Source organism: Streptomyces sp. NPDC102360 (assembly GCF_044766085.1).
Lineage (GTDB): Bacteria > Actinomycetota > Actinomycetes > Streptomycetales > Streptomycetaceae > Streptomyces.
This window is the reverse complement of the sequence record NZ_JBIWLG010000005.1, coordinates 303931-318755: the sequence shown is the minus strand read 5'-3', so window position 1 is coordinate 318755 and position 14825 is coordinate 303931. Positions and strand designations below refer to the sequence as shown.

Genomic DNA, 14825 nt, shown 5'->3' with positions numbered 1-14825 from the left:
GTCGGTGGTCTCGGCGGCGTCGCTCAGAACAGCTTGTAGATGAAGCCCGCGAGGGCTCCGCCGATGAGCGGGCCGACGACCGGGACCCAGGCGTACGACCAGTCCGAACCGCCCTTGTTGGGCAGTGGGAGCAGCGCGTGCACGATGCGCGGACCGAGGTCACGGACCGGGTTGATGGCGTAGCCGGTCGGACCACCGAGGGAGAGACCGATGCTGACCACGACGAGCGCGGTGATGAGGGCGCCGAGGGTGCCCAGGCCGTTGCCGTTGTCGTTCAGGCCCTGCGTGAGGATCGCCAGGACGAGCACGACCGTGGCGATGATCTCGGTCATGAGGTTCTGGGCCAGGTTCCGGATCTCCGGACCGGTGGAGAAGACGCCGAGCACGGGGCCGGCCTCGGGCGCGGCCTTCGGGTCGACGAGGCCCTCGTCGCCGTCCGTGCCGTTGTGCGCGGCGAGCACCTCGCGGTCGGTGAGGTGGGCGTGGAACTGCCCGTAGTACGCGAGCCAGACCAGGGCGGCGCCGATCATGGCGCCGAAGAGCTGCGAGACCAGGTAGAGCGGTACGTCGCTCCACTTGGTGCCGCCCTCGATGGCGAGGCCGATGGTGACCGCGGGGTTGAGGTGGGCGCCGGAGACGCCGCTCGCCAGGTAGGCACCGGTGAGAACCGCGAAGCCCCAGCCGAACGCGATGGCGACCCAGCCGGCCTCGTAGGCCTTCGAGCGCTTGAAAGTGACGGCGGCGCACACGCCACCGCCGAGCAGAACCAAAATGGCGGTACCGATGGTCTCGCCGAGGAAGATGTCGTGGCTGGACACCCGCGACTCCTTTGTCCTTCGTCCAGGGGAAAACCCGAGTAACGAACCTCCCGGGTCCCTTTCCGGTGGTCCGAGCCCTCAGGCGAGGGTCGGGTCCGGTCTGGCCTGTTCACACTCTAACGCGTATTGCCGGTAGGTGTTCGACAATGCCGACCGATGGACGCGAGTCTCGCTCTGAGGTTCCCGGCTCGTCAAGGGATCTCTTATCGAATGCGTGATCGTTATTGATCGCTTGCGGTTATCGGCCCGCCGTTGTGGGGCGGCAGGCCGGTGGGCGTTCAACGATGGTCACTCGGATTGGTGTGGTCTGCACCTTGAGCCACGTCCACCGCGCTCGTCGCGGCTCGCGAAGCGTGGGGGAGCGGCTCAGAAGCGGCTGGCGCCCAGATCGCGGGAGACGGCACGGGCGCAGTCACGGACGGCCGCGATCAGCTCGGGGCGCAGCGCCGCGGGGTCGTCCTGCCTGCACACCCGCTCCACGGCGCCGGTGATGCCCACCGCGCCCACCGGCATCCGGTGCCGGTCGTGGATCGGGGCGGCGACCGAGGCCACGCCCTCCCAGGTCTCCTCGACGTCGGCGGAGTACCCGCGCGCACGGGTGCGGTCGAACACCGCCTCCAGCTCGCCGGAGTCGCACACCGTGCGCGCCGTGAAGTCCTTGCGCTCGGCCTCCAGGGCCTCGCTGTGCGCCACCGGGTCGTACGCGGAGAGCACCTTGCCGAGAGCCGTGGAGTGCAGCGGGTGCATCGCCCCGACCTCCAGGACCTGCCGGCTGTCGTCGGGCCGGAACACGTGATGCACGATCAGCACGCCCTGCTGGTGCAGCACGCCGAGGTACACCGCCTCACCGCTGGAGCGGGCCAGGTCGTCCGTCCACACCAGGGCGCGCGCCCGCAGCTCGTGCACGTCCAGGTAGCTGTTGCCCAGGCGCAGCAGCTCGGCGCCCAACTGGTAGCGCCCCGAGGCGGAGTCCTGCTCCACGAAGCCCTCGGCCTGCAGGGTGCGCAGGATGCCGTGGGCCGTGCCCTTGGCGAGGCCGAGTGCGGCGGCGATGTCCGAGAGGCCGAGCCGCCGCTCGCCGCCCGCGAGCAACCGGAGCATGGCCGCGGCCCGTTCGAGCGACTGGATGTTGCGTGCCATCGCAGTCCCTTCCTCCCTCGGTTCTTCTCGCTGACAGCTGGCAGGGGTGATTGCCATGCGACGTTCGGCAATGCTGAACAGTATCGGTCGTTGCCGACCTCCGGCGAGCGCGGCGTGCGCCAATATTTCCATCGGATGCTTCCGGCCACGACACGCGCACGACGTTCCGGCTTGTGGACGTCACCACGACGGGACCATCGTCCCCGTTACCCTGACCGGGTGCGCCTCCGGGAGTGGAGCCGCAAAGCCGACAGCCGTCGCACCTCTGGGAGAACTTTCATGGCCTCGTTGCCAACGCCCGCATCCGATCCCCGCGCCCGTGTGGACGCCCTCCGAGAAGCCCTCGCCACCCGCGTCGTGGTGGCCGACGGAGCGATGGGCACCATGCTGCAGGCGCAGGACCCGACGCTCGACGACTTCCAGCAGCTCGAAGGCTGCAACGAGATCCTGAACGTGACACGGCCGGACATCGTCCGCTCGGTCCACGAGGAGTACTTCGCCGTCGGCGTCGACTGCGTCGAGACGAACACGTTCGGCGCGAACTTCGCCGCCCTGAACGAGTACGAGATCCCCGAGCGGAACTTCGAGCTCTCCGAGGCCGGTGTCCGCATCGCCCGCGAGGTCGCCGACGAGTTCACCGAGAAGACCGGGCAGCAGCGCTGGGTCTTCGGCTCGATGGGCCCCGGCACCAAGCTGCCCACCCTCGGCCACGCTCCGTACACGGTGCTGCGCGATGCCTACCAGACCAACGCCGAAGGCATGATCGCGGGCGGCGCCGACGCCCTTCTGGTGGAGACCACCCAGGACCTCCTGCAGACCAAGTCCGCGATCCTCGGCGCCCGCCGCGCACTGGACGCCACCGGCGTGAACCTCCCGCTGATCTGCTCGGTCACCGTCGAGACCACCGGCACGATGCTGCTCGGCTCCGAGATCGGCGCCGCCCTCACGGCCCTGGAGCCGCTGGGCATCGACATGATCGGCCTGAACTGCGCCACAGGCCCCGCCGAGATGAGCGAGCACCTGCGCTATCTCGCGCGCCACTCGCGCATCCCGATCTCCTGCATGCCCAACGCGGGCCTGCCGGTCCTCGGCAAGGACGGCGCCCACTACCCGCTCACGGCCCCCGAACTGGCCGAGGCCCAGGAGACCTTCGTACGCGAATACGGTCTCTCCCTGGTCGGCGGCTGCTGCGGTACGACCCCCGAGCACCTGCGCCAGGTCGTCGAGCGGGTGCGCGGCATGGAGCCCACGACCCGCGCCCCGCGGCCCGAGCCGGGCGCCGCCTCGCTCTACCAGACGGTCCCGTTCCGCCAGGACACCGCGTACATGGCGATCGGCGAGCGCACCAACGCCAACGGCTCGAAGAAGTTCCGCGAGGCCATGCTGGAGGCCCGCTGGGACGACTGCGTGGTGATGGCCCGCGACCAGATCCGCGAGGGCGCGCACATGCTCGACCTGTGCGTCGACTACGTGGGCCGCGACGGTGTCGCCGACATGAAGGAGCTCGCAGGACGCTTCGCCACCGCCTCCACGCTGCCCATCGTCCTGGACTCGACCGAGGTCGACGTCATCCAGGCCGGCCTGGAGAAGCTCGGCGGTCGCGCGGTCATCAACTCCGTGAACTACGAGGACGGGGACGGCCCCGAGTCCCGCTTCGCGAAGGTCACCAAGCTGGCGCAGGAGCACGGCGCCGCGCTGATCGCGCTGACCATCGACGAGGAGGGCCAGGCCCGCACCCCCGAGCACAAGGTCCAGATCGCCGAGCGGCTGATCGACGACCTCACCGGGAACTGGGGCATCCACGAGTCGGACATCCTCATCGACACCCTGACCTTCACCATCTGCACCGGTCAGGAAGAATCCCGGGGCGACGGCGTAGCCACCATCGAGGCGATCCGCGAGCTCAAGCGCCGCCACCCGGACGTACAGACCACGCTCGGCCTCTCCAACATCTCCTTCGGCCTCAACCCGGCCGCCCGCGTGCTGCTCAACTCGGTCTTCCTCGACGAGTGCGTCAAGGCGGGCCTGGACTCGGCGATCGTGCACGCCTCCAAGATCCTTCCGATCGCACGCTTCGACGACGAGCAGGTCAAGACCGCCCTCGACCTCATCTACGACCGCCGCGCCGAGGGCTACGACCCGCTGCAGAAGCTCATGGAGCTCTTCGAGGGGGTCTCCACCAAGTCGATGAAGGCCGGCAAGGCCGAGGAGCTCCTCGCCCTCCCGCTGGACGAGCGCCTCCAGGCACGCATCATCGACGGCGAGAAGAACGGCCTGGAGGCCGACCTCGACGAGGCGCTGGAGACCCGCCCCGCCCTGGACATCGTCAACGACACACTCCTGGCGGGCATGAAGGTCGTCGGCGAACTGTTCGGTTCCGGACAGATGCAGCTGCCGTTCGTGCTGCAGTCCGCCGAGGTCATGAAGATCGCGGTGGCCCACCTGGAGCCGCACATGGAGAAGTCCGACTCGGAGGGCAAGGGCACGATCGTCCTGGCCACCGTGCGCGGCGACGTCCACGACATCGGCAAGAACCTCGTCGACATCATCCTGTCCAACAACGGCTACAACGTGGTCAACCTGGGCATCAAGCAGCCCGTCTCCGCGATCCTCGACGCGGCCGCCGAGCACCGGGCCGACGTCATCGGCATGTCGGGTCTCCTGGTCAAGTCGACCGTGATCATGAAGGAGAACCTGGAGGAGCTCAACCAGCGCAAGCTGGCAGCCGACTTCCCGGTGATCCTCGGCGGTGCCGCGCTGACCCGCGCGTACGTCGAGCAGGACCTGCACGAGATCTACGAGGGCGAAGTCCGCTACGCCCGCGACGCGTTCGAGGGCCTGCGCCTGATGGACGCGCTCATCGCGGTCAAGCGCGGCGTCCCCGGCGCGACCCTGCCGGAGCTCAAGCAGCGCCGGGTCCCGAAGCGGGACGTGGTGGTCGAGGAGCAGGTCGACGAGGGCCCCGTGCGCTCCGATGTCGCCGTCGACAACCCGGTCCCCGAGCCGCCGTTCTGGGGCACCCGCGTCATCAAGGGCATCCAGCTCAAGGAGTACGCCTCCTGGCTCGACGAGGGCGCGCTCTTCAAGGGCCAGTGGGGCTTGCGCCAGGCCCGCACCGGCGACGGACCCTCGTACGAGGAGCTGGTGGAGTCCGAGGGCCGTCCGCGGCTTCGCGGCTGGCTCGACAAGCTGCACACGGACAACATGCTCGAAGCGGCCGTCGTGCACGGCTACTTCCCGTGCGTGTCCAAGGGTGAGGATCTGATCATCCTGGACGACGCGGGCAACGAGCGGACCCGCTTCACGTTCCCGCGCCAGCGCCGCGGCCGCCGCCTTTGCCTCGCGGACTACTTCCGCCCGGAGGAGTCCGGCGAGATCGACGTCGTCGGCCTCCAGGTCGTCACCGTCGGCTCGAGGATCGGCGAGGAGACGGCGAAGCTGTTCGCCTCCGACTCCTACCGCGACTACCTCGAACTGCACGGCCTGTCCGTGCAGTTGGCGGAGGCCCTGGCCGAGTACTGGCACGCGCGCGTGCGCTCCGAGCTGGGCTTCGCGGGCGAGGACCCGGACGCCATGGCCGACATGTTCGACCTGAAGTACCGGGGCGCCCGCTTCTCCCTCGGCTACGGCGCCTGCCCGAACCTGGAGGACCGCGCGAAGATCGCCGACCTCCTGGAGCCGGAGCGGATCGGCGTCCAGCTCAGCGAGGAGTTCCAGCTCCACCCCGAGCAGTCCACCGACGCGATCGTCATCCATCACCCCGAGGCGAAGTACTTCAACGCGCGGTAGCGCGGTGAAGCGGCTGGGGGTCCGGGGGTTATCCCCCGGGAGATACAGCAACGCGCGGTAATCGAGACCAGTCGTACACTGGTCGGTCCAGCGCAGGCCGGTTGCCCTTGTGTTCGAAAAGGGGCAACCGGCCTCTTCGTCCCTCATGGAGGTGTACGGATGACCAGTACGGTCCCCGCACTCGGTACCCGAACGGCCGAAGGATCCACGCTCCAGGCCGTGCTCCTGGACATGGACGGAACACTCGTCGACACCGAAGGCTTCTGGTGGGACGCCGAGAAGGCCGTCTTCGCCGAACTCGGCCACACCCTCGACGAGGCCTGGCGCCACGTCGTCGTCGGCGGGCCCATGACCCGCAGTGCCGGCTTCCTCATCGAGGCCACCGGCGCCGACATCACCCTGCCCGAGCTGACCGTGCTGCTCAACGACGGCTTCGAGAAGCGCATCAGCAGCTCCCTGCCGCTGATGCCGGGGGCCGCGAGACTCCTCGCCGAACTCGCCGCGCACGACGTGCCCGCGGCGCTCGTCTCCGCCTCCCACCGGCGCATCATCGACCGCGTCCTGCACTCGCTCGGACCGGCCAACTTCCGCCTCACCGTCGCCGGTGACGAAGTCTCACGGACCAAGCCGCACCCCGACCCGTACCTCCTCGCCGCCGCGGGGCTCGGCGCGGAGCCCGCCCGCTGCGCCGTCATCGAGGACACCGCAACCGGCGTCACATCGGCCGAGGCCGCGGGCTGCCAGGTCGTCGCCGTGCCCTCCGTGTCACCGATCGAGCCCGCGCCCCGGCGCACCGTCGTCCGTTCCCTGGAACACGTCAACGTGCCTTTCCTGCAGGGACTGATGACGTCCTGAAGTCCGCGGGGTGGCCGAATCGGTGTGTACGACAAGCTTGTTGAGGGTGTGACCTTTCCCACTTCTCCGAGGGTCGACAGCTTGTCGGTGGCATGCTGCGCGACCGCGTCCCGCGCGGCGAGGGGTGCCCTTGTGTCCCGATTGGCCACCCCATGCGACGAACCTTCCTCCTGAGGTGTTTTCGGTGCGTCCACGCCTGATTCCACAGCGTGATGAAAGCCCCGATCCCGCGCCCGCGAACCACGGCGGCGCGGCGGCGGTACGGCCATTAATGTCGTCGCGAGAACATCGCCGTACCCTCCCGTCGCCCACGCGTCCCACCCCTTTCGCCGGGCCGGCGGGTTCAACAGCTCTGGAGAACTTCGAGCATGAACCGCAAGACTTTGGTGCTGCCGGCCATCATCGGCCTGCTGGCCCCCGTGCTCGCCGCTTGCGGCGGGTCGGACAGCGGAGACGCGGGCGGCGATGCGATCAAGGTGGGCACCACGGACCGGTTCATCGCCTCCGGGAAGGTGCCCGCACCGTTCGACCCGGCGTACGCCTACGACACCGGATCCTGGAACGTGCTGCGCCAGACCGTGCAGACGCTCATGGCGATGCCGCGCAGCGGCAGCGGCGAGCCCGTGCCCGAGGCCGCCCAGAGCTGCATATTCTCCGACAGCGGCAGCGAGCGCTACGCCTGCAAGCTGCGCAAGGACCTCAAGTTCGCCGACGGCAAGCCGATCACCGCGGCCGACGTGAAGTACTCCATCGACCGCGTCAGGAACATCAAGAGCGACAGCGGCTCCTACGGTCTGCTCTCCTCGATCGACACCATCGAGACCCAGGGCGACCGCGAGGTCATCTTCCACCTCAAGTCCCCTGACGCCACGTTCCCGTACAAGCTGGCCACGCCCTCCGCCGGCATCGTCGACCCCGACGAGTACCCCAAGAACAAGCTGCGCACCGGCTTCAAGGTCAACGGCTCCGGCCCGTACACCCTGAAGGCCACCGTCAAGAACGACGCCGTCGTCAAGACCGTCTTCACCAAGAACCCCAACTACAAGGGTCAGTTGAAGCCGAAGAACGACAAGGTCGAGCTGGACTCCTTCACCGGCGCCGACGCCATGGGCAAGGCGCTGGAGAAGGGCGACATCGACATGATGACGCGCACCATGTCGCCGGAGCAGATCAAGAAGTACTCGACCAGCGCGCCCAAGAACGTCAACCTGGTCGAGATGCCCGGCATGGAGATCCGCTACCTCGGCTTCGACACCAAGGCGAGCACCGTCAGGGACAAGGCCGTCCGCCAGGCCATGGCGCAGCTCGTCGACCGCGGCGAGCTTGCGTCCGAGGTGTACGGCACCGGCGCGGAGCCGCTGTACTCGCTCGTGCCCAGCGGCATCACGGGCCACCAGAACTCGTTCTTCAACAAGTACCAGAACCCCAGCAGGTCCAAGGCCGCATCGATTCTGCAGCAGGCGGGCATCAGCACGCCGATCAAGCTCACGCTGCACTACACGAGCGACCACTACGGATCGGGCACCAAGAAGGAGTTCGAGCTCCTCCAGAAGCAGCTGAACACCAGCGGCCTCTTCGACGTCGACATCAAGGGCGATGTCTGGGACACCTACCGCGACGCCCAGCTCAAGGGGAAGTACGACGTCTACGGCCTCGGCTGGTTCCCCGACTTCCCTGACGCCGACAACTTCCTCGCGCCGTTCCTCGACAAGGACAACTTCCTGGCGTCCCCGTACGCCAACAGCCAGATCCGCGGAGACCTGATCCCGGCCGAGCGCCGCGAGGCCGACCGGCTCACCGCGTCCAAGCCCATCCAGCAGATCCAGAACCTCGTCGCCGACGACGTGCCGGTTCTCCCGCTGTGGCAGGGCAAGCAGTACGTCGCCGCGCGCGACGACATCACCGGGGTGGAATGGGCGCTGTCCGCCTCCTCGGTCCTTCAGCTGTGGGAGCTCGGCCGCGGCGTCAGCGGCTGAGCCCACCCCGGGGCCGGTCCACTCGTGGCCGGCCCAGCCCGTCCGCTCGACCGACGACAAGGCACGTACGTGAGAATGCGCAACCAGTGGCTGGTCATGCCCCTCGGCGCGGGACTCGCCGCGGCACTCCTGACCGGCTGTGGCTCTGACGAGAGCGACTCCGCCGACAACGGCGACGCCGTGGTCATGGGAATGTCCGACGACATCCAGGCCACCGACCCCGCCTCCGGCTACGACCCCGGCTCGTGGCTGCTGTTCAACAACGTCTTCCAGTCGCTCCTCAGCTTCCCCAACGGCGGCACCGAGCCGCAGCCGGAAGCCGCCAAGGAGTGCCACTTCAGCGACAGCGCCACCAAGGTCTACACGTGCACGCTCCGCTCCGGCCTGAAGTTCAGCAACGGGCACGCGCTCACGTCGAAGGACGTCAAGTTCTCCTTCGACCGCATGATGAAGATCAACGACGAGGCCGGCCCGGCGATCATGTTCCCGATGCTGGACAGGGTCGAGACCCCGGACGCCAAAACCGTCACCTTCAAGCTCAAGTCGGCCGACGCGACCTTCCCCAGCAAGATCGCCTCGGGCGCCGGATCGATCGTCGACCACACCGCGTACCCCGCGGACAAGCTGCGCACGGACGGCAAGGCCACCGGCTCGGGCCCCTACAAGCTCGACTCCTTCGGCAAGAAGCAGGCCGACTTCTCGGTCAACTCCAAGTACGAGGGCACCGCCAAGGTCAAGAACCAGGGCGTCACCATGAAGTTCTTCCACGGTGACCAGGCGGGCCTGAAGAAGTCGCTGCTCGCCGGGCACCTCGACCTCGCCTACCGCGGCCTCGCCGCCAAGGATGTCGCCGACATCCAGAAGTCCGGCACCAAGGACCTGGACGTCATCGAGGGCACGAGCGCCGAGGTCCAGCACCTCGTCTTCAACATGGACGACCCGGTCGCCGGCAAGATCGGCGTCCGCAAGGCGATGGCCTACCTCATCGACCGCGACGCCCTCATCAGCGACGTGTACGACCAGACGGCGACCTCGCTGTACTCGATCATCCCGGCGGGCATCACCGGCCACAACACCGCCTTCTTCGACAAGTACGGGGCCCACCCCTCGAAGAGCAGGGCGGCGGCCGCACTGCGCGCCGACGGCATCGACACGCCGGTCAAGCTCACGCTCTGGTCGACGCCCGCGCGCTACGGACCGGCCACCGACGCCGAGTTGAAGACCATCGCCAAGCAGCTCAACGCGAGCGGCCTGTTCGACGCCGACGTGAAGTCCGTCGAATTCGCCCAGTACGAGCGGGACATCAAGTCCGGCAAGTACGGCGTCTACGTCAAGGGCTGGGTGCCCGACTACCCGGACCCGGACAACTTCACCCAGCCGTTCTTCGGCAAGGGCAACGTCCTCGACAACCGCTACGAGAACAACGCCATCACCGACCGGATCATCCCCGAGACGGGCGCCCAGAGCGACCGGGCCGGAACGGCCCCGCGCTACGAGCAGCTGCAGAACATCGTCGCCGACGAGCTGCCGATCCTGCCGGTCTGGCAGGCCAAGCAGTACGCCGTCGCCAAGTCCGACGTGTACGGCCTGGAGAACTGCCTCGACGCGTCGACCGTCTTCCGGTTCTGGGAGATCAGCAAGGGCTGACCGCGGGACCGCCCCGGCCCGCCTCCGCGCGCCGGGGCGGGCGGCTGTTCACTGCGCGGCCGGGGCGGGCCGGCCGCCCACTTACTGCGTGCCAGGGCGGGCCAGCGGCCTACTACTGCGCGCCGGGGCGGACCAGTCCGCTCTCGTACGCGTACACGGCCGCCTGCACCCGGTCGCGCAGGCCCAGCTTCGTCAGCACATGGCCCACATGCGTCTTCACCGTCGTCTCGCTCACGAACAGGTCAGCGGCGATCTCGGCGTTCGACAGGCCGCGCGCGACCAGCTTCAACACCTCCACCTCCCGCTCCGTGAGGGTGCCCAGCGTGTCCGGGACCGGCTCGTCCCCGGACGGGAGATGGTCCGCGTACTTGTCGAGGAGACGGCGGGTGATGCTCGGCGCCAGCATCGCCTCGCCGGCCGCCACCACCCGGATCGCCTGCACCAGCTCGCCCGCGGGCGCGTCCTTGAGCAGGAAGCCGCTGGCCCCCGCCTTCAACGCCTCCACCACGTACTCGTCGAGATCGAACGTGGTCAGCACCAGGACCTTCGCCGGTCCGTCCTTGCCGGGGCCCGAGACCTGCCGGGTCGCCTCCACGCCGTCCATCCGCGGCATCCGGATGTCCATGAGGACCACATCGGGCTGCAGGGCACGCACCTGGTCGAGCGCCTGCAGACCGTCCCCGGCCTCACCGACCACCGCGATGTCCTGCTCGGCCTCCAGGATCATGCGAAAGCCCGTACGCAGCAGCGGCTGGTCGTCGACCAGTAGGACGCGGATGGCCACGAAACTCTCCTTTGATCCTTCGATAGACCCGGCGGCCCATTCTGCCCTGCTATGCCTGCGGAAGGTCCTCCGCCCCGGCCGCGGGCGCCGGGACGATCGGCAACGGGTACGGCGGGGGAGTGCCGCCGAACTCCGGGCACACCGCCTGGTGGTCGCACCAGCCGCACAGCTTCGTGGGCCGCGGCCGCCAGTCGCCCGTCTCCGTCGCCTGCTGGATCGCCTCCCACAACGCGAGCAGCTTCTGCTCCACCCGCTCCAGATCCGCGGGCACCGGGTCGTACGTCACCACGTCCCCACTGCCCAGATACACGAGCTGAAGGCGGCGCGGCACGACCCCCTTCAGGCGCCACACCACCAGCGCGTAGAACTTCATCTGGAACAGCGCGCCCTCCGCGTACTGGGGGCGCGGCGCCTTGCCCGTCTTGTAGTCGACGATGCGCACCTCGCCCGTCGGCGCCACGTCCACCCGGTCGATGATCCCGCGCAGCTTCAGGCCCGACTCCAGCTCGGCCTGCACGAAGAGCTCCCGCTCGACGGGCTCGAGCCGCGTCGGATCCTCCAGCGTGAACCACCGCTCCACGAGGCGCTCCACATCGCCGAGCCAGCGCGTCATCCGCTCGCCCGCGGCCTCCTCGCCCTCGCCGGCATCGGCGAACAGCTCGGCCAGCTCCGGCTTCGACTCCCGCAGGCGCTCCCACTGGCCGGGGATCAGGGCGGTGGCCCGCGGCGCCGTCCGCTCGTCCGCGGGCGCGTCGAAGAGCCTCTCCAGGACGGCATGGACCAGCGTGCCCCGCGTTGCCGCCTCACTCGGCTTCTCCGGCAGCTTGTCGATCACGCGGAACCGGTACAGCAGCGGGCACTGCATGAAATCGCTCGCGCGCGACGGCGAGAGCGACCTCGGCGGGGCGGCCACGGCCTGCGCGGGGGCCTGATCGGTGCTGGTCTCCATGCGTCACGACGATACGGGCCCGCACTGACAGTCAGGCACCTGCACGGGCAGCCGCGTCTTGCGTAGCGTGGCGCGGGGGAGTCGACGGGGGCCCACCGGCACTGTCCGCATACCATCGACGCCAGAACGTCCCGCCGGGCGGCGGGAAACGCTTCGAACGAGGGGACCGAGGGATCACCGTGGACGAGAGCGGCCAGCCGCAGCCCGGCACCGGCGAGGCGACGTCGCCCCGGCCTCCGGCCGCGGTCGAGCCGGATGCGACCGAAGCCCGCGAAACCAGCGGCACCCAGGACCCGGGCGAGCAGGAGGCGCCGCAGGACCGGAGGGAGCGCGAGACCGGCACGCAGCCGCAGGCCGCAGTCACCGAGCAGCCGGAAAGCGCGGCAGTGCGGAAGCAGCCCGACGCGGACCACGCGAGCCAGGCCGACGCGGACCAGGCCGACGCGAGCCAGGCCGGCACGGACCAGCCCGACGCGGAACCGGACAGCTCGGCGCCGCAGCACACCCCTGGCACCCCGCCGACCGACTTCACCCCGGCCACGCACTCCGCCCCGGCCACGGACTCCGCCCCGCAGCCGCAGGACGCGTCGCCCACGCACCCCTACGACCGGCACCCCGAGCGCGCCGCCGCCACCTCCGGCACTCGCAAGGGCGCCACCAAGGGACCCACCAAGCGCCCCGAACCACGCGGCGGACTGCTCATGGGCCGCCCCTTCGGCGTCCCGGTGTACGTCGCCCCCAGCTGGTTCCTCGTGGCCGCGCTGATCACCTGGGTCTTCGGCGGCCAGCTCGACCGTGTGCTCCCCGAACTCGGCGCCGCCCGCTACCTGGTCTCCCTCTTCTTCGCCGTCGCCTTCTACGCCTCCGTACTCGTCCACGAACTCGCGCACGTCGTCGCCGCGCTGCGCTTCAAACTCCCGGTGCGCCGCATCCGGCTGCAGTTCTTCGGCGGCGTGTCGGAGATCGAGAAGGAGTCCGAGACCCCGGGACGCGAGTTCGTGCTCGCCTTCGTGGGCCCGCTGCTCTCCCTCGTCCTCTCCGGCGTCTTCTACGTGGCCATGCGAGCCGTCGAACCCGGCACCGTCCCCGGCGTGCTCCTCGCGGGCCTGATGATCTCCAACCTGATCGTCGCCGCGTTCAACCTCCTGCCCGGACTGCCCCTCGACGGCGGCCGGATGCTCCGCGCCGTCGTCTGGAAGCTCACCGGCAAGCCCATGAGCGGCACCATCGCCGCCGCCTGGGTCGGCCGCGCCCTCGCCGTCACCGTCCTCATCGGCCTGCCGCTGCTCACCCAGTCCGGCGCCCTCGGCGAAGGCGCCGAAGAAGCGGGCGGCATGGACACCCTGATGGACGCGCTGCTCGCCGCCATCCTCGCCGCGATCATCTGGACCGGCGCCGGCAACAGCCTGCGCATGGCACGGCTGCGCGAACACCTCCCCGACCTGCGCGCCCGCACGCTCACCCGGCGCGCCGTCCCCGTCGAAGGCGAAACCCCGCTCTCCGAAGCCCTGCGCCGGGCCAACGAGGCGGGCGCCCGCGCCCTCGTCGTCGTCGACGCCGACGGCGACCCCCACTCCCTCGTCCGCGAGGCCGCCATCGTCGGCATCCCCGAACACCGCCGCCCCTGGGTCCCCGTCAGCGGCCTCGCCCAGGACCTCACCGACGGCATGCGCGTCTCCGCCGAACTCGCCGGCGAGGAACTCCTCGACACCCTCCGCGAGACCCCCGCCACCGAATACCTCGTGGTCGAGGAGAACGGCGCCATCTACGGAGTGCTCTCCGCGGCCGACGTGGAGCGCGCCTTCGTCAAGGCCATGGCCCGCCCTTCGTAAGAAGCCGCGTGGCCGGAAGCCGCGTGGTCGGAGTGGACCGCCGGGCCCGGTAGGCTGTTCACATGTCCGAACCGACCGGTGCCGCCCGCAGGCGCGGGCCCTTCACGGTCGGGGACCAGGTTCAGCTGACCGACCCCAAGGGCCGCCATCACACGTTCACGCTCGAAGAGGGAAAGAGCTTCCACACCCACAAGGGCTCCTTCCCGCACGACGAGCTGATCGGCGCACCCGAGGGCAGCGTTGTCCGTACCACCGGAAACGTCGCCTACCTCGCGCTGCGCCCCCTGCTCCCCGACTACGTCCTGTCCATGCCCCGCGGCGCCGCCGTGGTCTACCCCAAGGACGCGGGGCAGATCCTCGCCTTCGCCGACATCTTCCCCGGCGCGCGCGTCGTGGAGGCGGGCGTGGGCTCCGGCTCGCTCAGCAGCTTCCTGCTGCGCGCCATCGGCGACCAAGGCATGCTGCACTCCTACGAGCGCCGCGAGGACTTCGCCGACATCGCCAAGGGCAACGTCGAGCGCTACTTCGGCGGACCGCACCCCGCCTGGCAGCTCACCGTCGGCGACCTCCAGGACAACCTGTCCGACGGTGACGTCGACCGCGTCATCCTCGACATGCTCGCCCCTTGGGAGTGCCTGGACGTCGTCAAGAAGGCGCTCGTCCCCGGCGGCATCCTGTGCTGCTACGTGGCCACCACCACGCAGCTCGCCCGCACCGTCGAGTCCATCCGCGAGATCGGCTGCTTCAACGAGCCGACCTCCTGGGAGTCGATGATCCGCAACTGGCACGTGGAAGGCCTCGCCGTCCGCCCCGACCACCGGATGATCGGCCACACCGGCTTCCTGCTCACCGCCCGCCGCCTCGCGGACGGCGTCGAGCCGCCCATGCGCCGCCGCCGCCCCTCCAAGGGCGCCTACGGCGAGGACTACGACGGTCCGAACGCCGACGGCGGCAACCGCGGCCGCTGAGCCGCCGAGGCCGAGTCACCGAGTCACCGGAAACGTACAACCGCACAACGCGAAAGCGCCGCCGCGC

10 protein-coding genes are annotated in these 14825 nt (G+C 69.5%); 6 read left to right on the top strand and 4 right to left on the bottom strand.

Annotated features, from left to right (window positions below; genetic code table 11):
• Positions 1-23: 23 nt before the first annotated feature.
• Positions 24-818, bottom strand: a complete 795-nt coding sequence (locus tag ACIRHA_RS22355; RefSeq protein ID WP_403848383.1) for an MIP/aquaporin family protein — start codon at positions 816-818, stop codon at positions 24-26.
• A gap of 366 nt (positions 819-1184) precedes the next feature.
• On the bottom strand, positions 1185-1958 hold the full coding sequence (locus ACIRHA_RS22350; RefSeq protein WP_403848380.1) for an IclR family transcriptional regulator: 774 nt from the start codon (positions 1956-1958) through the stop codon (positions 1185-1187).
• A 279-nt stretch (positions 1959-2237) separates the two neighbouring features.
• Here ACIRHA_RS22350 and metH point away from each other — a divergent pair, with 279 nt between their 5' ends.
• From metH to ACIRHA_RS22330, 4 genes are all read left to right on the top strand, one after another.
• Complete coding sequence (metH, locus tag ACIRHA_RS22345; RefSeq protein ID WP_403848377.1) at positions 2238-5747, top strand: methionine synthase; 3510 nt, start codon at positions 2238-2240, stop codon at positions 5745-5747.
• Positions 5748-5906: 159 nt separating this feature from the next.
• The gene (locus ACIRHA_RS22340) at positions 5907-6602 is read left to right on the top strand and encodes an HAD family hydrolase (RefSeq protein ID WP_403848375.1); all 696 of its coding nucleotides are present in this window, start codon (positions 5907-5909) and stop codon (positions 6600-6602) included.
• A gap of 368 nt (positions 6603-6970) precedes the next feature.
• Entirely contained in the window at positions 6971-8578 is a 1608-nt protein-coding gene (locus ACIRHA_RS22335; protein WP_403848372.1) for an ABC transporter substrate-binding protein, read from the top strand.
• Between the two features lie 69 nt (positions 8579-8647).
• Complete coding sequence (locus tag ACIRHA_RS22330; RefSeq protein ID WP_403848369.1) at positions 8648-10225, top strand: ABC transporter substrate-binding protein; 1578 nt, start codon at positions 8648-8650, stop codon at positions 10223-10225.
• A 112-nt stretch (positions 10226-10337) separates the two neighbouring features.
• Here ACIRHA_RS22330 and ACIRHA_RS22325 read toward each other — a convergent pair whose 3' ends face one another.
• Both ACIRHA_RS22325 and ACIRHA_RS22320 read right to left on the bottom strand, forming a co-directional pair.
• On the bottom strand, positions 10338-11009 hold the full coding sequence (locus ACIRHA_RS22325; protein ID WP_403848366.1) for a response regulator: 672 nt from the start codon (positions 11007-11009) through the stop codon (positions 10338-10340).
• A gap of 49 nt (positions 11010-11058) precedes the next feature.
• Positions 11059-11958, bottom strand: a complete 900-nt coding sequence (locus tag ACIRHA_RS22320; protein WP_403848363.1) for a RecB family exonuclease — start codon at positions 11956-11958, stop codon at positions 11059-11061.
• 179 nt (positions 11959-12137) lie between these two features.
• On the opposite strand from ACIRHA_RS22320, the gene ACIRHA_RS22315 reads away from it, so the two are divergent.
• On the top strand, positions 12138-13790 hold the full coding sequence (locus ACIRHA_RS22315; RefSeq protein WP_403848361.1) for a site-2 protease family protein: 1653 nt from the start codon (positions 12138-12140) through the stop codon (positions 13788-13790).
• A 62-nt stretch (positions 13791-13852) separates the two neighbouring features.
• Positions 13853-14758 (top strand): tRNA (adenine-N1)-methyltransferase, encoded by a 906-nt coding sequence (locus ACIRHA_RS22310; RefSeq protein WP_351337459.1) that lies wholly within the window; start codon positions 13853-13855, stop codon positions 14756-14758.
• Positions 14759-14825: the final 67 nt, after the last annotated feature.